Genomic DNA, 24,002 nt, shown 5'->3' with positions numbered 1-24,002 from the left:
TAAATAGGCTAATGAAATAATATTGTCATGGAATTGTCAGAATTTCTTTGATACTGATCACATGTATTCTTTGCAAATCTTACCCGGTTCATTCTAAACTTGGGATGAGGTGGCGAATTATGGAGAAGTTAATTATTCAAAAAAATGATCAAGCTGTTGTCGAGTTATCTAAGCAAGACCCGGTTATGGGAAAATTAATAACGATTGTCGGAAATATGGAAGTAGCTCTGAGACCGGACTTATTTAATTCGTTGATTAGATCAATGATTGGTCAGCAAATTTCTGTTGCAGCTGCAAACGCGATATATAACCGACTACAAACATTAATGGATAATCATATGACACCGGAAAAAATTATCGGTGCAAGTGATGAATCATTGCGCTCCATCGGATTGTCTGCAAGAAAAATACTGTATATACGCGACCTGGCAAATAAAGTGATAAGTTCCGAACTCAATTTGGAAACACTTTATGAATTGGATAACAAACAAATTATGAAGAAGCTCACTGGCATTAAGGGGATCGGAAAATGGACCGCTGAAATGTTTTTAATCTTTTCGCTTGGCAGAATGAATGTCCTGTCCCTGGATGATATCGGTCTGCAGCGCGGGGCAAGATGGCTATACAAGACAGATAAAGCACGCCGCAGGAAAGTATTGGAAGAAAAGCAACACATTTGGGATCCACATTTAACCATTGCCTCGTTTTATTTGTGGGAAGTGGTTCATTTGGATTTTGAAAGACGATATGAATCCATCGACGAGATGGATAGTATAATCAATATCCAACCCCCACAACGCTAAGGCATTCTGGGGGATTCCTGTTACACTGGTCTTACGGTTATCTCGTTCACGTTCACATAATCCGGCTGTGTTACTGCATAAACAACCGCCCGCGCAATATCTCCTGCCTCAAGTGGTTTCCGATCACTGGAATTGTTCGTCATAATGTCGGTATTGACCATTCCTGGTGAAATATTCGTTACACGGACACCAGTCCGGGCCAATTCCTTTTCCATGCTCATTGACAATGCCCTGACAGCAAATTTCGTTGCGCTGTAAACCGCTCCCGTTTTCGCAACTTCCTGACCAGATACAGAGGAAATGTTGACAATATGACCGCGAGATCGCTCCAGCATACTTGATAATACGGCATTGATTCCATAAAGTGTCCCTTTAATATTAACATCGATCATTGTGTCCCACTCGTCGACTTTACCTTCCTGCAGTTTGGAGTTAAGTACTGCGCCCGCATTGTTGACATAGATATCGATTTCACCAAAACTATTCAAGGCTTTTCGGATCAGCGCATCTATATCATTTCGTTTCGCAACATCCGTCACGACAGCTAACGCCTTACCATACCCTTGTTCATTAATTGACGCCGCAACTTCATCCAATTCAGCCTGTCTGCGAGCTGCTAAAACAACATTCGCCCCTTCACGTGCAAGATGCTTGGCAATCGCTGCCCCTATGCCACTGCTGGCTCCTGTTACAACTGCGTTTTTCCCAGTTAGTTTTTCCATTTCATTTCCCCCCCTTGTATATTATGTTTGAACCTAATTTTAATAGATTTTTTAGGAACAAACTTGAACCTTGAGTGTTTAGTTTAACACTGATAAGAGATAAAGGCTTTTTATCTGTTTTATTTTTGACAAAAATCCAATGTATGTATACAATATTAATATATGAAAATATACGCATATATTAACAAAGCGAGGGATTTCTTATGGATGAACAGCATAATGACCTTGACGAAGAAACATTATTCGTCGTGTCACAGACATTTAAAGCTTTATGCGACCCGACACGAATTCGGATTCTGTATTTATTATTTGACAAGGAGTATTCGGTAAATGATATTGCAGATAATTTGCATCTTAGACAATCAACCGTATCACATCAGCTGCGCTTTTTGAAAAATTTACGATTGGTGAAATATCGCCGGGAAGGAACAACCCTGTATTATTCGCACGATGATGAACATGTTATGGATATGTTGAAACAAACAATTGAACACGCATGTCACAATTAAGATGGAGGGAGGAACTGAGTTTGGGACACGACCACAGCCATGATCATACACATGGCGCAAACAAAAAAGCTTTAACAGTTAGTTTCATCATTACAACTACCTATATGGTCATAGAAGCAATCGGCGGGTTTCTCACCAACAGTCTTGCCTTGATATCCGACGCAGGGCACATGTTAAGTGACTCTATTTCCCTAGGTGTTGGGGTAATAGCCTTTATTATGGGTGAAAAAGTTGCTAATTACAGCAAGACATATGGTTACAAACGCTTTGAAATACTTGCAGCACTTTTTAATGGGGTTACCCTCATATTAATAGCATTGTATATTTTTTATGAAGCATACGAACGATTTATGGCCCCACCTCAAGTTGCATCAACAGGAATGTTAATCATAGCCTGTATTGGCCTTGCTGTTAATATCCTGGTTGCGTGGATTTTGATGCGTGGAGATACGGAAGAAAACCTTAATTTACGCGCAGCATTTCTTCACGTGCTAGGGGATCTCCTTGGTTCTGTAGGAGCAATTATCGCAGCATTGTTAATTATGTTCTTTGGCTGGAGCTTTGCGGATCCGCTTGCGAGTGTCATTGTAGCTGTTCTTGTTTTAATTAGCGGATGGCGAGTCGCAAAAGATGCTATCCACGTATTAATGGAAGGCACGCCGAAAAATATTGATTTAAATGATGTTATTGCAACGATTGAAAACGTTTCTGGCATCGCAAGCATACATGACTTACATGTATGGAGCATAACGAGTGGACAAAACGCTCTTTCATGTCATGCTGTCGTCGATGACAATTTGTCGATACAGGATAGTCAACAATTACTGAGATCCATTGAACATGAGCTAGAACACAGGGGTATAGGTCATGTAACCATTCAGTTAGAAAATAATGATCACCCACATGAAAATTCACTCATGTGTGAATCTAACCAAAAACCACAGCAGCATGGACATCATCATTGATATAGAGAGAGGCTGTTCGTCCAGCCTCTTAACCTGTGCAGATCATAATAATATTATCATCCGGATCTCTAACAGTAAAAAACGAAAAATCATTAAAATCAACTATTTCGGATTGAATCGAAAAACCCAATTCCTTTACATACGTATATGCCTTATGAATATCATCTGTATGAAAGTTAAACAAAGGATATGTGGAAGAACTTTTTTCTTTGACCACACCAACCGGTCCTGCATCCAGGGTTAATCCCGTATGATGATTAAGCTGGATATTATAAACCGGGTCGGACACCGCATTTATATCATATTCCTTCCCTAGTATTCTCGAATACCACTTTACTGAGTTTTTCAAATCGCTGACATGCACAAAAATAGTATTGACCTGATTCTCGATTGGACTAAGCAATTTTAATACTCCTTCAATTTTAAACTTATTATTCACATTATAGCATGGTTATATAAGAATATTCATTCCATTAAAAAAATCATTATCTACAATAGCTATCCCTTTAATGAAGTATTTTTAAAAGGATTATCTGGTTATTATGTCGAAATAATCTAGTAGAATATAAAAATATATGGAGGAATGATTTTGAATAATACAAAAGAACTGATTGATGAACTGGAACAATTTAACACATGGATTACTTCACTAAAAAATATGAAAGAGGATCTTTTCTTTACACCTATTAAGGAGGGGAAATGGTCTCCAGCGGAAATCATCAGCCATATTACATTCTGGGATCGATACATATTGGATGAAACGCTACCTCAAATGAAAACTGATGCTGACATTACAAGTATTGCATTCGAACCTTTAAACAAAAAAGCTGCAATCTATGCTTTATCCGGTGTTTCGATGAATCATTTACTAGAAACTCAAATCGAGACGAGAAAAGAACTTGTATCAGAACTAAGAAAAAAGGCAGAAGAAGAATTTTTTGCGACATTCACATTAAACGGGGAAACAATTGATGAGTACTCAGGCTATCCGCATACCATGTATAACTATTTCGCCAGTTTTGCCTGGCATGATAAACATCATAAGCAGCAAATAGAGAATTTTTTGGAAGTAAATAAAGTTCAACTATAGAAAAAAGTCACCTCTTGTGGTGACTTTTTCGTTAAGATTCAAGCAATCAACTTTCCAGCGTTTCTCCGTTTACCACTGACCATGAACCCAAACACAATAATAAAACTTAATGAGACCACCGGATACCGGCCGCTTATTGCCACGAGTACCAGAAACAAAAAACCTAACCATGAGTTTGCACCAATTTGGGGTTGTTTTGACAACTCGGAAATTGTTTTATCTATTTTCATTTGACAAGCGAACAAAAACGTTCCAGCATAGAAAAGCACGAAGACCATGATACGGATAGTATTTGGGCGATTCCGGTCGATATTCCTGCAATTCCGATTGATGTTTTGTGTCTCCGGTCGATGTTTCTACGATTCTAGTCGATGTTTCCAAATTTCGATCGATACCCGTCCCATTCTGGTTGATGTTCTATCCTCTCCGGTTGATACTCCAACCCTTTTACATGAAGCTAACCCGAAAATTACGAGAAGCTTTTCCGGGCTGGTTATAAATGCTCAGTATAAGGACTTTTTTTCACTTACTTACCTGATGACATTAATTCTTCTTCCTTACCTGACTCCAAACTAGTTTTTCCTTCAGTCATTTGCGGCAAATTTTCTCTAATATTCCCCTTCCCGGAGAAGTTTTCAATCAGTTCCTTCACATCAATTCCCGATGATGCTTTTAATGATTCTTGCAGTGTTGACATCAGATTAGTTGCATAGCCTGACACTTTGTTGGCACCGCCATTTTCACTGCTTGCGCCAGTGTCAACAACAGTAATTTTATCAATATTTGCCATTGGGCTTGCGACTTCTTTTGCATAATCAGGTAACATTTTCAAGATCATATCCAGAATTGCTGCTTGCCCATATTGGTCAAAGGCTTCAGCAACCTTTTGTTTTGCCTCCGCTTCGGCCAGACCCTTCAGACGAATAACTTCTGCCTCGGATTGACCCTGAGCTCTTTCTGCTTCGGCCTGTGCAAGACCATCGATGCGAACCTTCTCCGCTTCTGCTTTCGCCATTGCTTCTACATGATATTGATGGGCATCTGCTTCCGTAAGCTGTTTTCTCTTTTGTGCTTCAGCAGCCTGCTCGACTGCATAACGATCGGCATCCGCTTTTTTCTTAACTTCGGAATCATACTGTCGTTCACGGCGGGCGATTTCTTTTTCCTCCAGCTCAATTTGCTTCTGCCGCTCAATGATTTTAATTTGCATTTGCTGTTCCGTAACTTCCTGCTTCGAACGGGCTTCCTCAAGATGATACGCCTGATCGGCACGTGCTTTTGCCGTATCCTGCTCCCTTGTGTATTCAGCAATTTTTAGCTTGTTTGCCTTTTCTGCCTCGGCAATTTCTGTTTCCCGCTCCAACTCCGCTTTTGTTGCATCTTTATTTGCTTCCGCCTGTTTAATTCGTGTTTCTTTTACTGCTTCTGCTGTCGCTATATCCGCGTCCCGTTTTACTTGCGCAATGCGCGGCTTCCCAAGTGATTCCAGGTAACCATTTTTATCACGGACATCTTTAATCGTAAATGAGACAATAACAAGCCCCATTTTTGCTAAATCCTGCGTTGCTACACGCTGTACTTCCTGTGAAAATTTATCGCGATTTTTATAAATTTCCTCGACTGTCATCGACCCTAAAATCGACCGCAAATGGCCTTCAAGAACCTCTCTTGCTTCATTTTCGCGATCCTCTTTTGATTTTCCCAAAAATTGTTCTGCCGCTGTGGCAATTTCATTAATGGAACCACCAATTTTAATAATTGCTGTACCATCCGCCATGACGGGAACGCCTTGCTCGGTATATACCTCTGGGGTTTGCACATCAAGCTTGCTGGAAAGCAAACTTAATGGTTCAGCCTGTTGAAATACTGGCAGGATGAAGGTTCCCCCACCACGGACAATTTTTATTTTGTTTCCTGACTCATCCATATTTACGTTTTTTGACCCTAAATAACTTCCCGTCACAATCAATGCTTCATCAGGACCAGCAGTCCGGTATTTTGAAACGAATACTCCTATTAGAACAAGTAATAATACAAGAACAATTCCAATTACAATAAAGATTGGCGCCATACTACATCTCCCCCTGTTTTTCAAATGGTTAATTCACAAATTTGGCTGCATTTTAAGAGCTAATGCTCATAAACAGACACATAAACAACCCCTCCCTTAATATCAATAACCAATACCTCTGTCCCAACTGCTATCGGCTGTCCTTCAAAACTTTTAGCAGATTTCGCTATATTGCCGCCTTTTCCAGACAGCACAACCTCTCCATACCCTTCTTCTGGAATCGAAGTGATCACTTTGCCGACTCTTCCTATTAAATCTTCTTCTGTATATGCCAGAGATGCTTCTGCTGAAGAAAGCGGAATGAGTACAAATACATTCAATAACACGACGAGTACAAAGGCTAGGACAAGTGAAATAATAAATATGATTAAGCTGTGAAGCGAAGTAGAAATTTCCAGTATGTAACCGGCTGCACTCAAGATCGTAACGTAAGCCAGTATCAGCGTTGGGTTGAATATACTACTGGAAAGAAATTCGAACATACCTTCCAGGACATCCGATAACAAGATAAAAATAAAAACTAAGCCGCCGCCAATAATTAAACCAAACAGATAAACTGTTTCCAGCGGGTATCCAAGCACCTCCATTAATATCCCCCCTTGTCAATATACTATTTTCATAACGTTCCTTTCATTATTCAATACGAATTCAAAACAAAAAAGGTTTCAATTTTATGAAAAAATACGTTGAAAAAATGATTGACACATCACCAATATATTGTAATAATAGCTTATGAAAAGTTTATACGGTTACCTTTAATTCAGTCCTGTGAGGCTGGCAAGGTGGAACAGATGTAGGTCTGTTGATATCGGACAAAACCTGTAACTAGCAGTTTAGTAGTTTTTGTCTGTCCAGAAACACCTTGCGAAATTGCAGCAAGGTGTTTTTTTGTGGCATTTTTGATTTTCCAACTAGCGGTAACCGATAAACCAAATTTCATAAGGGAGAGAAAGATATGGCACATAATGAGATCCAGGTTCACGAGCGGTTACCATTTATCCAAAGCCTTCCATTAGGTATCCAGCATTTGTTTGCAATGTTTGGTTCCAATGTTTTGGTACCTGTATTATTTGGAATTGATCCAGCAACCATTCTCTTAATGAATGGGTTTGGAACATTATTATATATTTTTATAACAAAAGGTAAAATTCCTGCATTTCTCGGCTCCAGCTTTGCCTTCATATCCCCTGTCTTTGTCGTCTTAGGTCAACATGCAGGTGGATCCGGTTATAGTTATGTATTAGGCGGCTTCCTCATGGTTGGAATTGTTTTATCTATTGTGGCACTAATCGTCAAATTCGTTGGAACAGCATGGATTGACGTCATTTTCCCACCAGCCGCAATGGGGGCAATTGTTGCCGTCATCGGCCTTGAGCTTGTACCGACAGCGGCAGAAATGGCCGGGTGGATCGCCCCGGCAGATGCTGATGCAGCCTGGGCAATTGACCCAAAAGTTGCACTGGTTTCCTTTCTGACCCTAAGCATTACCGTTATTTGCTGGGTTACCCTTAGGGGCTTTTTGAAAATTATTCCTATCTTAATCGGTATTATTGCGGGATATATGATTGCCTATGCAGTCGGTTTAGTCGATTTAACAAAAGTGCAGGAAGCAGCCTGGATCTCGGCGCCAACCTTTTACCAAATGAAAATAGATTGGTCAGCGATTCTGGTTATACTGCCTGCAGCACTCGTTATCATACCTGAGCACATCGGCCATTTATTTGTAACAGGAAATATCGTGAAAAGTGATTTGACAAAAGACCCGGGACTTGATCGTTCGTTAGCCGGAAATGGTATTTCTACCATTATTTCCAGTTTTATTGGCTCAACACCAAATACAACATACGGAGAAAATATCGGTGTGCTTGCAATTACCCGCGTTTATTCAACCTGGATTATCGGTATGGCTGCTGTTATGGCTATTATCCTATCGTTTTGCGGAAAATTGGCAGCCTTGATTTCATCCATTCCAACACCGGTGATGGGCGGAGTTTCATTGTTATTGTTCGGTATTATTGCAGCAAGCGGGCTTAGGATGCTAGTAGAGTCAAAAGTCGATTACAATCGGTCGCAAAATTTAATCCTGACCTGTGTTGTTCTCGTTATCGGTATCAGTGGGGCAACTGTTCAAATTGGTTCCGTTGCTTTAACCGGAATGGGACTAGCAACAATTGTGGCGATCATTCTTGGCTTATTCTTTAAACTGCTTGATGTGTTAAGGTTATCGAACGAATAATTCATGTCTTTCAATCGATTTTGGTGGTGGGTAGAAGTAAGAATTAAATTGCAGGGTTTTTCAGCAGTGTTAACACAACTTTTGAACTTGTGTTCGGGAGCATTTAATGATTTCTCAGCAGTTCAGTTTTTCGGTAACCATAAATAGAGGTCGTTCACCAAGAACGATCTCTATTCATGTGTAAATCGTTGTCATTTCCCAAAATCCATCTTCCAGCTATAATATGCATTATCCGGATTTTTCTCATATTGCAAATAAGCGTTAAACTTTTTCCCTTTTTTGCTTGTTAATCCTTTTACATGCACTCGTTTATTTTTTAATAACTGCTTCACCATTGTTTTGGTAACTCGTTTTTTCATCGTCTGCAAGTATTTATCATTTTTCCAGATCACAAACTTGCAGCCATTTTTCCAATTACTGCAGCCGAAACCTTTCTTTCCTTCCATTACTTTACCGCCACAATTTGGACAAGAACCGAGCACTTCGATTGGTTTTGGTGTGGATGATACTTCATTAATAACTGCATCCTGCCCTGTTTTAATAGTTGCAACCGATTCGTTGGTAAACGTAAAAATGACATTTAGAAAATCCTGTCTCTTCACCTTGCCTTTCTGAATATCGGCCAACATTTTTTCAAGCCTGCCAGTAAACTCCAGATCAAACAATTCATTTACCGGAAAGGTTTCAACAAGCCTTCCGCCAAGACCTGTACACGAGAGATTTTTCCCTTTGCTGGTGATATACCCGATATCCTTTAACTTTTTAATCGTCTCTGCCCTTGTTGCAGGGGTACCAATGCTAAACCCTGTTAAAATCTGGTCCATTTCCTCTTCTTTATAATTCTTTCCACATGTCTCCATTACCCGCAATAATGTTTTTTCGGTATGTTTTTTTGGTGGCTTTGTAACATGAGAAGTAACCTTTGAATCTAGCAGACTTACAATATCGTTTATTTGCACACTTGGTAAAAGATTATCCTTTGATTGGATATTTTCAACCTTTTTCCACCCCTCTACAAGCTGTACTCTGCCCTTTGATAAAAAATAACCCTTAACCGTGTCGATTTTAGTCACAAGTTTTGTCTCTTCATATTCCGCAATCGGCATAAACTGCATAATGAAACGATTTTTAATTGCTGTATAAACAATTTGTTCATCGCTGGACAGACGTTTCGGTTTTTCATATGTAGGTATGATTGCACTGTGGCTTTCTACTTTGGCGTTGTTAAATACTCGCCTCGATTTCCGGAATATGATTTCATCTTTATATGGCAAATCCTCCGCCATTACTTTTAATACCTTGGCCGTTTTTCCAACAAGGCTTTCTTCTAATGCAACACTGGATGTCCGTGGATAGGTGATGTATTTCTTCTCGTATAAACTCTGAGCAATTTTTAATACTTTATCCGAAGTCCAGCCTTTAAATTTGTTCGTTACGTACCCTTGTAAATTGGAAAGGTTAAATAAAGGCGGGGCCAACTCCTTTTTCTTTTCCACTTGTTTGTTTATTATGGTGCCTTGCTTACCTTGCATCTGCTGCTGGACATTTTCAAGTTTTTCCTTATGCTTAAATTTTTCCTCTTTTTCTTCTACATATGTTCCTTCATATTCCTCGTTGTCTTTCGTGTGAAAAATTGCCGTTAATTTAAAATAATCCTCCGGCACGAAGGTTTCAATTTCCTTATCGCGATCATAAATAATTTTCAGTGTTGGTAATAACACCCGGCCGATATTGAGTGCTTTCCCCTTTCCTCGTTGATATTTCAAAGTAGCAACAGAAGTTAAATTAATGCCGATCACCCAATCAGCCCATTGTCTGGAAACACCGGCATCCTGCAATGGTCGCATGGAATCATTTGGTTTCATCGTTTCCATCCCCCGAATTACCTCATCCCGTGTCCATTCGTTCAGTAATAATCGATAGACAGGCTTATTAGGCTTTGCCCGATAAATAATACTATCCCCAATCAACTGCCCTTCCCTGTCATAGTCACAAGCCGAAATAATCATGTCAACATCATGTCGCTTCATTAAATTATGAATGGTTTTTAACTGCTTTGCCGCTCCTTTGTCTGTCTGCTGTCTATTTCTGGGATCACTTTTTACTTTATATTTAAAGTCTTCCGGGATAAATGGAAAATTGTCCAGCTTCCAACGGGACATTTTACTATCGTAATCTTTCGCATCGTATAGCTGAACAAGATGACCGAACGCCCAAGTAATAAGATAGTTATTTCCTTCAAAATATCCATCTCGTTTATGCGTACTATTTAATACATCCGCAATATTTTTCGCAACAGATGGCTTTTCGGCCAGTATTAATTGCATTCCTATCACCTATTTTCATAATTTATGTGGGTTTTGCAAAGAATAAAATGGACTGGAGGGATAATAGTGGATAAAAAAAGAAAAAAATCGGATGCCTACGATAATGTGATCGCACCTGGGATTGATCCAGATGATTCATTCGGAAAAGATGCCACAAAATCCGAAATCGAAAGCGGCGAATCAACAAAGGTTACGAAACTGACGTACGACGAGTATGACCCAAGTGAAAAATAGTTCACTCCTGTGCATAAAAGATGTTGTTAACTAGTGAAAAACGATTTTTATCCCATACGATAACTATAGCATATCATCTTGAAATTCACGAACATTTGTTTTAAAACCATCTGCTGTGGATGGTTTTTTCTTGTTCAATTTTGTGAGAGCGAAAGTAAAAAAACATATATTGCAGCCTTTGCAAATTGAACAAAAAGTGAGTCGATTTATTTACTCAGGTAAACGTTAAGGAGTGAAAAAACGGATAGCACGCGATAACCGCAACTTGGTTCACTTGTAATCAGCGTTACCGATTTATTGGAAACGACGATGGCCACCATTCGCCCCGAGTCACTGGAGCATCCATGCAACTGCTATCTTCCTTATGGTGTATGATACCGATATTGCTGCTGGTTCGTTTGTTTGGGTCTGGAAAACGCTATCCTTTTATTTGCTCTTAGAAGAGGGTGTTCAAAAAACAAAAATTATATACATAACAAGATACGAATAGCGGAACCTAATTAAAGAGCGTTATGCTCAAAAAATCGCGGGAGGTTATATTCTATGGCTCAACAAAATTCACAGCAACAATTACAACAGGCATTGCAGCAAGCGCAACAAGCTCAGCAAGCGGTTCAGCAGGCTCAAACAAGCGCGAATCCGCAAGCTGTCCAACAAGCACAACAGCAACTGCAGCAGGCTCAGCAAGGTTTGCAAAATGCTCAAGCCCAGGCTGGTGCTAGCGGACAACAAAACGCCCAGTTGCAGCAGGCACAGCAGCAATTACAGCAAGCGTACCAGCAAATGCAACAGGCACAGCAGTCCCAACAAGCACAAAGCAACCAGCAAAACAATAGCTTTCAGTAAGGACAAACTTACAAAAAAGGAATCTCAAAACGGGATTCCTTTTTTAAATGCTTCTCCATTTTTTTTGCCGATTTTGCACGGATTTCACTGCTATTCATACATTCCAAATTACTACTGCTCATATCCCTCAGCAATTATTTTGACAATCCGATCCTCGATATCAGGTCCTTCCTCTTCATCCAACAGGTTATTAAGCATAATGGAAAAGATCAGCATTTCTCCAACAGCTGTTTTGACATAGCCGGACAGCGTACTAACGCCGTGAATGGTCCCCGTTTTTGCTTGTACCTTTCCCTTCATATCCGCTAGCCGATTCCGCAATGTCCCGCCAACCATCCGGCCTTCTTCTCCGGAAACCGGCAATGCCTGCAGATATGAGGAAAACCAGTCTTCTTCCTGTATATTGTATAGTAATCTGGTGATCTGATTGGGTGGGATTAAATCAATGTGTGATATTCCCGAACCATCGCGAATCAGTAATGTGTCTGTATTCATTCCCATTTTCTCCAGTTCGGCTTCTGCCACTTCCAACCCCTTTTCCCAACTTCCTTCATCATGAACAACTTTGCCCATTTCTTTAACAAAAATTTCTGCATGTGTGTTGTTGCTTAATTTCATGAAAGGAACGAATATCGCTGACAACGGCATCGATTGATGAGAAATAAGTTTCTCTGCCTTGTCCGGTGTATCACCCGCCTGTATTTTTCCAGATAAGTAAATATCATTTTTATCCAATGACTGCCGAAAAAGATCCAAGGTATAACCAGTGGGCTCCCACACCGCCATCCATTCTTTTATAGTTGACGATTCGACCGGAATTTCCCCTTCTATTGTAAAAACATTCGTTCCGTGCTTGCGCTCAATCGTAATATCCTCTTCCTCACCAGACGCTACGGTTTTTGCATTATTCACAATGCGTACGTAATCTGTTTCAGGTGTCACGGTATAGTTTACTTCCTCCCCAGCCGAACTACCCGGGCTAGCCTCGATAATAACGGTCCCAGCATCATAATCCTCATTCGGCGAAACGGTTAATGCGGAAATTTGTGCCCCATAATAATAATGTTCATCACTCCAAATTAAATCAGGTGATAGCCGTACATCATCATACCATGTATCATCACCAATAAGATCTCCATCAATTGTTTTGATGCCACTTTCCCGCAGTTTCTGAGCAAACACATCAAAATCGCTTGGTAATAATGTCGGATCACCTTTTCCTTTCAGATAGAGGCTTCCCTTTAGCTTACTCCCTTTTACGGATCCATCCGTCAAAATATCCGTCGTAAATGTATAATCTTCACCTAAAACCGAAAGTGCGGATGCTGCAGTCAGTAATTTCATGTTGGAAGCAGGTCTTAAGCGTGTGTCACCCATATGTTCGTATACTATTTCACCAGTTATAGATGAACGAATACTTATTCCAATTAAAGCCCCCTGTAAAAAAGGCTCATTTTGGATAAATTTATCCAATTCGTGCTTTAGTTTAATCGTTTTAACCGGTTCTGTTTTCATAACGCTTGCCTCCTCCCCCTCGGGAACTGATTCCCTATCATTGTCAGAAGGTACAGAAGCTGTAACAAGGATGAGTAAAAGTATCATGAAACTGCATAACCCGATTTTTAAATAGTGCATTTTAGCACCCTTTCTGAGCAGCTTTCCCTTCCTAATCAGTAATTCCACATAGAGATGCCAGATTCCTTCATTTACGAGAAACAAAGTCACCCTTAAGGGTGACTTTGTTTGCGGTTTAACTGAATTATCTTCGTCGTTCATTCATGAATTCGTTGTCCGTTGTGTTGTTCCAAATGCTGAACAATTTCACGGATTTTTTTCGGGTCAAAAATTAACCTGAAAAAACCATACAAAAAACATACATTCCGACCGACACGCAGGATTTATATTATAACCGACGTTTGTAAGCATTTTCCTACCTTCTTCAGGATAATACAGTAGTTAAGCAAGCATACCGCCATTTTTATGGTATTTCATGATTCCTTCAGCAGCTCGATACGCTAAAGCACCAACAGTTCCGGTTGGATTGTAGCCGCCATTGTGCGGAAACGCCGTGGCACCAACAACAAACAGGTTATCCATATCCCACATTTGCGAATAATTATTAACGGCTGAAGTTTCCGGATCCGCACCCATAATAACCCCTCCTGTATTATGAGTGGACTGATAAACTGTTATATCATATGGACCTAATTCTTCCATTGCATCAATCTTATCTGCACCCATCTCCTTAAGGATTTCACTACACTTTTGGGCTGTGAATTTCGCAAGGCTTCGATCCTGATCTTCAAAATCAAAGGTCATACGAACAAGTGGATCGCCAAATGTATCCTTGTAGACGGGATCAAGGTCTAGATAATGGTGTTTATACGGCATACTGGCTCCTTGTACACCAATTGATAATGTTCGATTTATATAATTTAGCGAGTTTTCCTTAAATTCCTTGCCCCATGTTGGGGAACCTTTTGGAATGGGATTATTCGCTATTGGTCTTTTCCCTGTTTGAGTTAGAGAAAGATAACCACCATGAATAAAATCAAGATCAGTATGGTCAAAATTGTCGCCGTTAAAGTCATCGATAACCATACCAAGTGCCCCTGCCCCAGCAAAATTATTGAACTGTTTATCTTTGAAGTAACCAGAAGCTGCACCTTTTACAACTTGATAGGCATAGTTTTTACCGATAACGCCAGTTCCGGTTGAAGGGTCATACGGGCGTCCAATTTTGGAGTTTAATAAAGTCTTTACATTATTGAAGACGTAACTTGTCAAAACGACTACATCTGCAGGCTGCTCAATTTCTTCTCCAGTAGTAAGGTCCGTATAAAGGACACCGGTAGCTTTACCATCCTTATGTAAAACTCTGCGCACCCATGAATGTGTACGTAAATCAAATTTCCCTGTCTTATTGGCAACTGGAATGACGGTGACAACAGGATCAGCTTTCGCCCCATATTCACAACCAAACCGCTCACAAAATGCACAATACTGGCATGCCGCTCTTGCTATGCCATCCGGATTTGTGTAGTTTTCCGATAAATTGGCGGATGGTAAGGTGTATGGATGATATTTCAAATTCTCCGTTGCTTTCTTAAACAATTTCATTTGCGGGGAATGTTTCATTGGACCTGTCGGGTATTTATCGGAGCGTTTTCCACCCAGTGGATTTTCTTCCCCTGATATACCAGCCATTTTCTCAAATTGATCGTAGTACGGCTCCAGCTCATCATACGTAATCCCCCAATCCTGAATGGTCATATCGGCCGGAACTTTATTATTCCCATATTTTTCAATCGTTCTGCTGCGTATTTCGAAATCATAAGGCAAGAAACGAAATGTCATCCCATTCCAATGAACGCCTGCACCTCCAAGCCCTTCTCCTAAGAGAAATGATCCATATTGCCGCATTGGTAATGCCCGTATTTTTTCATTTCTGCGAAAGGTAAGCGTATCCTTTGACAAATCCTGCATTAATTCATAGCGAATCGCATAGCGCAATTCATCGTGGACCATGTAATAATCTTCCGTATGTCTTTCTTCCCCTTTTTCCAGCCCTACGACGTTAAGGCCTTTCTTTGTCAGTTCGGATGCAATAATACCACCACCCCAACCGACTCCAACAATTACGACATCCGTTTTCGGCAATTTTTTCGCCATTCTTTCATCCTCCTCATTTCATTTATGCTACGATAAGAAAATATAAATCAAGCACATATTCTACACGTCAGGGTAGGCCTCATCCGGCTCCAGCGCCCAGCGACTAGTGGACAACACCCGCTCGTACGATAAGCCAACATCGGTGAAAGGAGAAGTTCGACTAAGATCGCCACGTCAATAGCCAACGTCGAATGACCTGCATCCTGCAGTCCCCAAGCTCACCGTGTTTCCTTTATCTTCTACGGTTGTTTGTTCGCTTAAAACCGCCACTTTGCGCAGCAACACTGCGGGCGCAGTCCATAAGTCGCTAAACGGGCGTTTTTTACATATGATCACGTAAACTACTTGGCTCCATTTTCTTGAAATCTCCTTCAATAATGTCCGTGTAGCCCATCTGATCTCCCGGATAATTTCTCATCCTCCATCCTTCCATATCAATATTACCGCCATAAAGAGGATCACTATACAAACCTTCCAATGTCATACTTCGAAGCAAATCAAAAAAACCGCTTGGTGATATTGTGCTTAATTTAACCTTATCTTCCTGAAAGTCTTTTAGAATGTTATCTTGTTGGTCCTCTGTAATCTCTGTAAACCCCTTTTTATGTTTCTGATGGCTATAGTTTTGCATTTCCCGTAAGCCAACCCTGAAAATTTCCCGGCGTTTTAACCTGCCCTGATATCCTTGAACTTTTTCTCCATGGAAGAATGGAGGTTCCATGTAGTCCCTTGCATTAAACCCATAAGATCCGGCTAGCTGATGGTCAATATAATAGGCTACACCTAAGTCACCTGCTCCAGGACCGTGTTCATCCTTTGGAAAAATACGTTCTGTCGCGGCTTCCGTTGTTTTAAATTCAGCCTGGCTGAGATACATGAGTGCTTGATTATAGCTTTTGGTTTTTACGTTTTTAGTAGCCTTTTGTTCTTCTTTATCGCCAACGTCCCACGGAATCATGCTGCCAATTACTCCACCAACAGCAAGACCACCAACGGCTATCCCGGAATTTTTTAAAAATTTTCGACGTGATACATCTTCTCCGTGTTTACTCTGATTTTCGTCTGCCAATCCATAGACCTCCTTACGAATAGTATTTTTAGTCATTTTATCCTGAATTAACGGGCAGTAAGACCCCACTGAATGAAGTTTCATTTTATTATGTCACCAAAATTAGCCATTCATGCATAAAAAAACATAATTATCCACTCATGCCAAAAACTAAATTGGGTAAAATAAACAAGATCATAAAATGATGGAGGGAAAAAATAATGACAAGAATCAGCAAGGGAATAACAATGGCGTTATTGCTTAGTATTGCAATCATTGTTTCTGCCTGTAACAATCAAGATCAAGGAGCAGCAAATGCAAATCGGCTGGATGAAGAGAACACAACAAATGTTTCCGACCATTCCCATAACAACAACCAGGAGGGGTTAAATAATCCTGATGTTATCCCGAGTGAGATAGGTGATAAAACAAGCACAACTAATAAAGATGGGACTACATATTCTGGTATGGGAAATAGTATTTATGGCTCAATCGGTAGTTCCGGAATCCATGAAGGGGGCGTTTCTTCTTATTTTGAATCGATTTTGGAGGGTCAAGGAATTACAGGTGTAAAAGTATTTGTTATTGACGACTCTGTTGTATTAGCAAGAAATAAGGAGGAAACAACTAGCCATAGATACGATAATATCCAAAATGATTTATTAAGCGGCAATGAAGGAATGTCCGGAAAAGGCGAACCTGAGGGAGTAAAAGATGGGAAAGAGGAAAGCCTTGATAATTTGGAGCAGGCCAAAAAAGAGGTAAACGACATGTTTAATGGCAATGTCAAAATATTGACCGTTACCAATCCAGGAGCAGTGGATCTGATCGAAAGCATTAAAGATAATATTATGGCTTCCTCTTATCAAGATGCCTCAAAGGAAGTACTACAACTTTTGCAAATGGCGGAGTAATGAACATCCCCTGTTCAAGGACAGGGGATGCTCTCATTAGAGATGGAACGAAATATAAACAAAATCATTATAATTTTCCTTTTATATTCATTTGATGTTGATTTCTATAACGAAAACGGGCTAACGGGCTAATTAAGGAGCTGCTTACTCCAACCGCTCAATTATCGTTGCATTAGCCATACCATGGCCTTCGCACATGGTCTGCAATCCGTAACGTCCCCCCGTCCGTTCCAGTTCATGCATCATCGTTACCATTAACCGCCCACCGCTTGCTCCGAGCGGATGACCTAGTGCTATTGCTCCCCCATTTGGATTCAGTTTTTCCGGATCAGCACCGGTTTCGTCCAACCAAGCGAGCGGTACCGAAGCGAACGCCTCATTTACTTCAAAGATATCGATGTCGTTAATCGAGAGTCCTGCCTTTTTTAGCACCTTTTCCGTCGCTGGGATCGGGCCTGTCAGCATCAATGTCGGATCGGATCCAATCACAGAACGGGCGATCACACGAAATCTTGGTCTAAGTCCAAGTCCCTCCGCTTTTTCACGTGACATTAGGAGAATCGCAACCGCACCGTCACTAATTTGACTGGAATTTCCCGCTGTTATGCTTCCGTCTTCTTTAAACGCAGGTTTTAATGTCTCAAGCTTCTCCAATGTCGTATCAGCTCTTGGCCCTTCATCATCCTTCACAACCGTTTTTGTGCCATCTGGAAGGGGTATTTCCAGCGGCAATATTTCTTTTGCGAAACGCCCATCCTGACGTGCAGCAATTGCCTTTCTGTGGCTTTCCAGGGAAAATTCATCCATTTGCTCCCGACTGAACCCCCATTTCGTTGCAATACGGTCTGCAGATAAGCCCTGGTTAATGATTTCATACTTGGTTGTGAGCGACTCACTTAATTTAACCCCCTGCGTATTTGACCCCATTGGTACCCGCGACATGCTTTCGATCCCCCCAGCGACGACAACATCCATATCCCCACTGATGATCGCTTGCGCAGCAAAATGGACAGCTTGTTGACTTGAACCACATTGTCGATCAATCGTCGTTCCGGGAACCTCAATTGGATAATTCGCAATTAATGCAGCTTGCCTGGCGATATCAAATGCTTGCTCTCCTACCTGGGAAACGCAGCCAAAGATCACATCCTCCACCAATGACGGACTAATACCAGCTCTTTTCACGACCTCCTCCAATGGCTTCGCGGCCAGTTCCTCTGCTCTGATACCACTTAGAATTCCGTTTCGTTTTCCTACAGGTGTCCTAACCGCTTCAACAATTACTGCTTCATGCATAGCTAACTTCCTTTCATCATAAATCCTGAATTTAAATTCAGCTTTTCCGGAATGTATAGGTACTTACAAATATGATAATTTATTAGTTAACCGCTTACAAGAGTAATTTTATAATAATTAAATAAATATGCCGATACCGGTCTTTGGCTACGGCGTCACCATAGCATTAGTTCCCTATTAGCATCTGTTGGAAGCACTGTAAGAAGAATAAAAGAAAAACTCCTATACTGGCAACTATATCTTCTGCCTTCACAATAGGAGTTTTCTATGTTTCTAGTCTATTTTAAAAGGAGTAATTGGGTTGTTTGCGGAAATCTGCCTCTTGTACACCACTGTAAAAACTAAAGTACGTCTAGTCTAACAACTAATGCAATTAAAACTTGTAACAGGATTTGGGCATTAACGGCGATATCAGTGTCAGTTGTCGTTACATTTACACCACGTGAATTTTCAATATAAAGCTGTTGTTTGTTTACCTGGCTGGACTTTAATTTTGCAAAAAGATCTTGTGTGATCTCATCTCCAGCATTGGTATCAGCAATTGAAATGCTGATAACTAAAGCAATCGCAGCTTGCAGGGCAACTTGAATATTAACAGCAGCCTGGGTATCTGTTGATTGAACATCAACATCGCATGAATCTTTTATCACAATGCATTCACTAGACTGTTGAACATTTTTCAATTGTCCGCTCGCTTCCTGATTAATAGTACTATCATTATCAAAATGCATAGGATGATCCATTGTTGGGTCTAGTGCACTCCACTTGTGGCATGGATCCTTTTTGTCACACGGATCTTGCTTATGGCATGAATCCTCTTTGCAGTGCGATTCACAATGATGACACTGATTGTCACATAGATCTACCTTGCGACAATGACTCTTAGACCTTTCCCTTTCTAGTAAAAAGTTTCTTTGGTTGTGCATTAAATCTCTCCTCCTTCTTGCCGTTTACTTTATGTTATGTATAACGTTTTAATTAGTAAGGGTGATTGTCTTATCATAGTAACCTATTTTCTCATTTTCTAATGAAATAGTTGAAAATGATAAACTATCCCAATAATGATAGGCATATAATACCCCGGACACTTGACTGCCCGGGGTATTACAACTATTTTAATAGACATATAACTGAATGTGCTTCACCGATGTGGAAAGTGACGGAAAATGATATAGATTACTCAATTGTACAGAATAATTAACCTTTTTCTTTTTCCTGATTCTCTTCCTCCTTCCGAACCCGTGTTAAATCATCCACACTCTGTTTCAAGCTTTCCACTAAATTTCTAATTCTTTCTTTATCTTGGGAATCGAGTTTTTCTGGATCTAATTTTGTACCGTGCTTTTTTAATGTTGTATCCACAAGCATATCGATAATTTGAGTTGAAAAGTTTTCAAACCCATTATTATTACTCAAAAAATCCACCTCCAGCACTTATTTTTATATAGTATATTCATAAGAAGTGTCTGTGTTAGGAATAATAGTCTATTTCCATACATTTTGTGCACCTGTTTAGTGCAATATCCGTTAATCTATTAAAAATGTGCTTTCAACTAGGACAAGGGCCGTTTCTTTTCTTGCAATCTTCAACCTGGTTAACTAGCTGAGATAAGATTCTAGGATATTGGTGGAATTATCTATCTTTAGACTTAAACGCCCTTACAGAAAGTTTAGCTGAGAATATAGTAAATAGAGAAAAGATTATATTACAGAAAGGATGAGTACAATTGGCACTAACAAGTCGTCAGGCTAATTTATTAAGAGTTCTTAACCAATTGTCACAAAATATCGCAGCTAACAGCGGGTTAAACACTGATCTTTCAGTTGATTTACCAGGCTTAGACGTAGATTTGAATGTTGGAATAGGAGACGGTTCAGGTAATGGTTCAGGTAACGGTTCAGATAACGGTTCAGAAACCTGCCCACCTACCACACCTACGACAATTCGAGAAGTATTATGCAATGCATTAAATGAACAGGTACAAGTGACAACGCCTTTTGGTATGGTTTCAGGTCTACTAATCGCAGTAAGAAACGACTATATTGTTTTAATCGAAAGTGGTACCGGTGATCAAGTATTGGTTCGCATCGATAAAATTGAATTTATCAGTCAAATGTAAGGAGGGATACGAATGTTTGAAGATACGTTTGCAGCAGAACTAGCAACCAGGGTCGGTTCGAATGTAGAGGTCGCTACCGATAACAATTTGGTAGAAGGAATTCTTTCAACAGTAACCGATGAATTGGTTCTCGTTATTGATGTTACCAGCGGTTATGACAGTACCAGATTATATATCTCACTGGATGCGATAAACTTTATTCGCTTTCCTGTAGCAGCCTAACAAACAGAAAGCACCGGAAAATAGATTTTATATCTCATTTTCCGGTTTTTTTATGTTTCATATCAATAGATCATCCATCCCCTTAATACTTCTGCCCCCACTTATCTTAAAAGCTCACGAATAAATGCATAAAACATGGCATACAATCATTACAATAAAAAACAAAAAAAGAGTACATGAATGAATGTACTCTGAACTAGATAACGGTTATAAAACGATCACTGTTTCCCATTTCGGATTGTCTTGCTTATTTCATTGGTAATCATTAATACTTTCGCTCCGTCTTTCCCGGTAACGGAAGGCTCTGTATCGGACATAATACAATTCAGAAAATCCAACAACTGAATTTCTAATGGCTGGATGGAACTATCAATTTGAATATTTTCGGTTACAGTTATTGGAGCATGGCTTGTATGCTCAATCATAGGGTAGGTTCGCCTTATTTTATTGTTAAGGATATCGGCTTCAATAAAAGCATCTTCAGTCAAAATTTGCATGGTTCTGATTTTTCTTTTCGCCTTAAAACTGGCCGTCAGCTGGGCTGTAACCCCTTGTGATGATCTGGAAATGACTGCTGCGTGTTTTGGTGTATTTTCCATAATATTGCCAAGCGCATAAAATTCTACGATTTCATCATCAAGCAATTCAGGTAAAATATATAGATCATGAATCATTAAATCCTTTACCACATCAACATTTTTAATCCTCTCATCATACGGATTCATTCTTAGAAAATCAATACCAATAATAGACTCTTTCTTCAGTTCCTTGATCAGATATCGAATGAATGGGTTAAAAAGTTCGATGTGTCCTATCTGAAGTTTTATACCTGCTGCTGCAGCTTTATGGTGTAAATCTTCAGCCTGAACGGCTGTACTCGTAATTGGCTTTTCCATCAACATGTGTACCTTGTGCCTGATACAAGTTAGACCGATATCATAATGAAATTCAGTTGGTACAGCAATACTGACGGCATCAACTGACTGTAGCAGATCAGGCATGGATTGAAATTGTTTCACCTTATATTTCTTGGCAATTTGCTGTCCTTTTTTTTCATCACTATCGTATATACCAACAAGCTGGCAATGATCATGTAACGATAAGTATGTTCGTACATGATTTTCTCCCATATTACCTGTTCCAATTACGCCTACTTTCATAAAATATCTCCTCACTCTTTGTACTGCTCATAAATATCCTATGCACTAGCTTTTCGGTGAGGTAGACGTTCATAACGAAAAAATAAATTTGGCGCTTGTACGATGACCAAAATACTAGATTCTTGGAAAAAAGGAGGCGGGAAAATGTTAAATGTGTTGTTTGTTACAGAAGACACTTCACAGTTCATACATAGAATTTATTATGATCTGGAACAAGAGCTAAAGGAAAGAGCAAACGTAATGATATGGCGAAAATCTGGCCATATTGATTTTATTTTGAAGCAGCTCCCCACCAAACCGGACTTTATCTTATTATTAAATGACATAGACCAACAAATGTCCCCGATGATTAAGGGCCTGTCCCATTCCGGTATCCCCACTGGGTTATTCATAAATGATGTACACCGCTTCATCAATTTGCGGAGAAATTTCATCACCAAAAATAATATTAACCATTTATTTACAGTCATACGCGATAAATTTATCCAAACTTATCCCGAATTTGTTGATAAAATGGAATGGTTTCCACATTTTGTTCAAACAGAAATATTCCGTGATTACGGCATAGATAAGAATATCAACCTGTTGATGATGGGAGCAGTTAGCGATCATTACCCATTACGGCAAAAAATCATCAAGACATATAAAGGGAATCCAGATTTTATTTATCACAAGCATCCTGGATATCGGAACTTTAATAAAGATGAAAAAAACCAACATTTTATTGGTGAAAGATATGCAAGAGAAATAAACCAGGCGAAAATTGTATTCACCTGTCCATCCGTATTCCAATATCCTGTCATAAAATATTTTGAAGTGCTTGCTTGCAAAACCTTACTGTTAGCTCCAACCTTCAAAGAATTAGAGGATCTTGGCTTTGTCCCTGACTATCATTTCATACCAATTGATGAAAATAATTTTATGGATAAAGCAGCCTACTATTTGGCTAATGAAACCGAACGACAAACTATAGCGGAACAGGGTTACCGGTTTATCCGGAAAAGGCATTCCGTTAAACAACGATCAGACCAGCTTATTAAAAAAATCGAAAGCGTCATTCAAAAATAATAAAGGAGGTTTTCAGTTGTCTACTATTCCAAAAAGCGTCAAGCTAGGAAATCATGTGGCTATTGAACAAGATGTGATGATTGGTGAAAATGTTGTGATCGGACATCATACTACCATTTTAAGGGGGACAGAAATTGGTGATAACGTTACCATTGGCTGTAACTGTGTGCTAGGCATCGAACCTAGCGTTAATGAGCGAATGCGAAAGACTTTTAAAGCTAACAATGGGCTTGTTATACAATGTGGTACTCGTATTGGCCATTTGGTATCTATCTATTCCGGCACCTCTATTGGTGAAAATGTTTTTATTGGCGATCATGCTGGTATTAGGGAGAACGTTAGCATCGGTGCAGAATCAGTGATCGGAAGAGCTGCCATTGTGGAATTAAATACGACCATTGGTAAATCCTGTACCGTTCAAACAAATGCTTATATAACTGGTGATACAACACTAGAGGATCGCGTTTTCATTGGTCCTTGCGTCTCCATGTCTAATGATAAATATATGGGGGCAAAACCGTATTCCTTAAAAGGACCGTACATTAAAACGGGAGCCAAGATTGGCAATAACGCATCCCTGTTACCCGGCATTACAATTGGTGTGAACACTGTTATTGGGGCAGGAGCTGTTGTTACCAGGAATATGGAAGATGGTATTGTAGCAGCCGGTGTTCCCGCAAGGAAGATACCTTCGTAAGA

General features: G+C 39.9%; 24 protein-coding genes. 12 read left to right on the top strand and 12 right to left on the bottom strand.

What is annotated here, in order from left to right; all coding sequences use genetic code 11:
* Positions 1–119 precede the first annotated feature (119 nt).
* Entirely contained in the window at positions 120–803 is a 684-nt protein-coding gene (locus tag CZ382_RS04100) for a DNA-3-methyladenine glycosylase family protein (protein ID WP_159457759.1), read from the top strand.
* 20 nt (positions 804–823) lie between these two features.
* On the opposite strand, the gene CZ382_RS04095 is transcribed toward CZ382_RS04100, so the two are convergent.
* A complete protein-coding gene (locus CZ382_RS04095) occupies positions 824–1,525 on the bottom strand; it encodes an SDR family oxidoreductase (RefSeq protein ID WP_088049945.1) in 702 nt (233 codons plus the stop codon).
* Positions 1,526–1,728: 203 nt separating this feature from the next.
* On the opposite strand from CZ382_RS04095, the gene CZ382_RS04090 reads away from it, so the two are divergent.
* Together CZ382_RS04090 and CZ382_RS04085 are read left to right on the top strand one after the other, a co-directional pair.
* Positions 1,729–2,034 (top strand): ArsR/SmtB family transcription factor, encoded by a 306-nt coding sequence (locus tag CZ382_RS04090; protein ID WP_088049944.1) that lies wholly within the window; start codon positions 1,729–1,731, stop codon positions 2,032–2,034.
* A complete protein-coding gene (locus CZ382_RS04085; protein WP_088049943.1) occupies positions 2,022–2,999 on the top strand; it encodes a cation diffusion facilitator family transporter in 978 nt (325 codons plus the stop codon). The genes CZ382_RS04090 and CZ382_RS04085 overlap by 13 nt, the downstream gene beginning before the upstream one ends.
* A 28-nt stretch (positions 3,000–3,027) precedes the next feature.
* Here CZ382_RS04085 and CZ382_RS04080 read toward each other — a convergent pair whose 3' ends face one another.
* A complete protein-coding gene (locus tag CZ382_RS04080) occupies positions 3,028–3,402 on the bottom strand; it encodes a VOC family protein (protein WP_088049942.1) in 375 nt (124 codons plus the stop codon).
* A 186-nt stretch (positions 3,403–3,588) separates the two neighbouring features.
* Between CZ382_RS04080 and CZ382_RS04075 the strand changes: the two genes are divergently transcribed.
* On the top strand, positions 3,589–4,089 hold the full coding sequence (locus tag CZ382_RS04075) for a DinB family protein (protein ID WP_230856202.1): 501 nt from the start codon (positions 3,589–3,591) through the stop codon (positions 4,087–4,089).
* Positions 4,090–4,615: 526 nt separating this feature from the next.
* Here the strand turns inward: CZ382_RS04075 and CZ382_RS04065 are convergent.
* Together CZ382_RS04065 and CZ382_RS04060 are read right to left on the bottom strand one after the other, a co-directional pair.
* Positions 4,616–6,160, bottom strand: coding sequence for a flotillin family protein (locus tag CZ382_RS04065; RefSeq protein WP_088049939.1), 1,545 nt, complete (start codon positions 6,158–6,160; stop codon positions 4,616–4,618).
* A 59-nt stretch (positions 6,161–6,219) separates the two neighbouring features.
* Entirely contained in the window at positions 6,220–6,747 is a 528-nt protein-coding gene (locus tag CZ382_RS04060; RefSeq protein ID WP_088049938.1) for an NfeD family protein, read from the bottom strand.
* Between the two features lie 368 nt (positions 6,748–7,115).
* On the opposite strand from CZ382_RS04060, the gene uraA reads away from it, so the two are divergent.
* Positions 7,116–8,396: a uracil permease gene (gene uraA / locus CZ382_RS04055; RefSeq protein ID WP_088049937.1), complete on the top strand. Its 1,281-nt coding sequence runs from the start codon at positions 7,116–7,118 to the stop codon at positions 8,394–8,396.
* Positions 8,397–8,587: 191 nt separating this feature from the next.
* Here uraA and CZ382_RS04050 read toward each other — a convergent pair whose 3' ends face one another.
* Complete coding sequence (locus CZ382_RS04050; protein ID WP_088049936.1) at positions 8,588–10,723, bottom strand: type IA DNA topoisomerase; 2,136 nt, start codon at positions 10,721–10,723, stop codon at positions 8,588–8,590.
* Between the two features lie 66 nt (positions 10,724–10,789).
* Here CZ382_RS04050 and CZ382_RS23645 point away from each other — a divergent pair, with 66 nt between their 5' ends.
* Positions 10,790–10,957: a hypothetical protein gene (locus CZ382_RS23645; protein ID WP_159457758.1), complete on the top strand. Its 168-nt coding sequence runs from the start codon at positions 10,790–10,792 to the stop codon at positions 10,955–10,957.
* 543 nt (positions 10,958–11,500) lie between these two features.
* Positions 11,501–11,803 carry a hypothetical protein gene (locus CZ382_RS04045; protein ID WP_088049935.1) on the top strand — a complete coding sequence of 101 codons (303 nt, stop codon included), beginning with the start codon at positions 11,501–11,503 and terminating at the stop codon, positions 11,801–11,803.
* Positions 11,804–11,914: 111 nt separating this feature from the next.
* Here CZ382_RS04045 and dacB read toward each other — a convergent pair whose 3' ends face one another.
* The 3 genes from dacB to CZ382_RS04030 all read right to left on the bottom strand — a co-directional run bounded on the left by dacB (position 11,915) and on the right by CZ382_RS04030 (position 16,544).
* Positions 11,915–13,438 carry a D-alanyl-D-alanine carboxypeptidase/D-alanyl-D-alanine endopeptidase gene (dacB, locus tag CZ382_RS04040; RefSeq protein ID WP_088050972.1) on the bottom strand — a complete coding sequence of 508 codons (1,524 nt, stop codon included), beginning with the start codon at positions 13,436–13,438 and terminating at the stop codon, positions 11,915–11,917.
* A 321-nt stretch (positions 13,439–13,759) separates the two neighbouring features.
* The gene (locus CZ382_RS04035) at positions 13,760–15,475 is read right to left on the bottom strand and encodes a GMC family oxidoreductase (protein ID WP_088049934.1); all 1,716 of its coding nucleotides are present in this window, start codon (positions 15,473–15,475) and stop codon (positions 13,760–13,762) included.
* A 322-nt stretch (positions 15,476–15,797) separates the two neighbouring features.
* Complete coding sequence (locus CZ382_RS04030) at positions 15,798–16,544, bottom strand: gluconate 2-dehydrogenase subunit 3 family protein (RefSeq protein ID WP_235000390.1); 747 nt, start codon at positions 16,542–16,544, stop codon at positions 15,798–15,800.
* Positions 16,545–16,744: 200 nt separating this feature from the next.
* Here CZ382_RS04030 and CZ382_RS04025 point away from each other — a divergent pair, with 200 nt between their 5' ends.
* Complete coding sequence (locus tag CZ382_RS04025) at positions 16,745–17,437, top strand: hypothetical protein (protein ID WP_088049933.1); 693 nt, start codon at positions 16,745–16,747, stop codon at positions 17,435–17,437.
* A gap of 144 nt (positions 17,438–17,581) precedes the next feature.
* Here CZ382_RS04025 and CZ382_RS04020 read toward each other — a convergent pair whose 3' ends face one another.
* The 3 genes from CZ382_RS04020 to CZ382_RS04010 form a co-directional block, all read right to left on the bottom strand.
* On the bottom strand, positions 17,582–18,733 hold the full coding sequence (locus CZ382_RS04020) for a thiolase family protein (protein WP_088049932.1): 1,152 nt from the start codon (positions 18,731–18,733) through the stop codon (positions 17,582–17,584).
* A 341-nt stretch (positions 18,734–19,074) separates the two neighbouring features.
* On the bottom strand, positions 19,075–19,464 hold the full coding sequence (locus tag CZ382_RS04015; protein WP_230856209.1) for a spore coat protein: 390 nt from the start codon (positions 19,462–19,464) through the stop codon (positions 19,075–19,077).
* 466 nt (positions 19,465–19,930) lie between these two features.
* On the bottom strand, positions 19,931–20,149 hold the full coding sequence (locus CZ382_RS04010; RefSeq protein WP_088049930.1) for a hypothetical protein: 219 nt from the start codon (positions 20,147–20,149) through the stop codon (positions 19,931–19,933).
* Between the two features lie 311 nt (positions 20,150–20,460).
* Here CZ382_RS04010 and CZ382_RS04005 point away from each other — a divergent pair, with 311 nt between their 5' ends.
* Positions 20,461–20,853 carry a DUF2642 domain-containing protein gene (locus CZ382_RS04005; protein WP_088049929.1) on the top strand — a complete coding sequence of 131 codons (393 nt, stop codon included), beginning with the start codon at positions 20,461–20,463 and terminating at the stop codon, positions 20,851–20,853.
* Positions 20,854–20,865: 12 nt separating this feature from the next.
* The gene (locus tag CZ382_RS04000; protein WP_088049928.1) at positions 20,866–21,075 is read left to right on the top strand and encodes a hypothetical protein; all 210 of its coding nucleotides are present in this window, start codon (positions 20,866–20,868) and stop codon (positions 21,073–21,075) included.
* Positions 21,076–21,293: 218 nt separating this feature from the next.
* On the opposite strand, the gene CZ382_RS03995 is transcribed toward CZ382_RS04000, so the two are convergent.
* Complete coding sequence (locus CZ382_RS03995) at positions 21,294–22,235, bottom strand: Gfo/Idh/MocA family protein (protein WP_088049927.1); 942 nt, start codon at positions 22,233–22,235, stop codon at positions 21,294–21,296.
* A gap of 144 nt (positions 22,236–22,379) precedes the next feature.
* On the opposite strand from CZ382_RS03995, the gene CZ382_RS03990 reads away from it, so the two are divergent.
* The gene (locus CZ382_RS03990; RefSeq protein WP_088049926.1) at positions 22,380–23,303 is read left to right on the top strand and encodes a glycosyltransferase family protein; all 924 of its coding nucleotides are present in this window, start codon (positions 22,380–22,382) and stop codon (positions 23,301–23,303) included.
* A gap of 16 nt (positions 23,304–23,319) precedes the next feature.
* Entirely contained in the window at positions 23,320–24,000 is a 681-nt protein-coding gene (locus tag CZ382_RS03985; RefSeq protein WP_230856210.1) for an acyltransferase, read from the top strand.
* Positions 24,001–24,002 lie beyond the last annotated feature (2 nt).

Origin of the sequence: Virgibacillus dakarensis (assembly GCF_900155625.1) — a bacterium.
GTDB lineage: Bacteria > Bacillota > Bacilli > Bacillales > Amphibacillaceae > Lentibacillus_C > Lentibacillus_C populi.
Note: the sequence above shows the minus strand (reverse complement) of the source record. Positions and strands in the feature narration are given on the sequence as shown.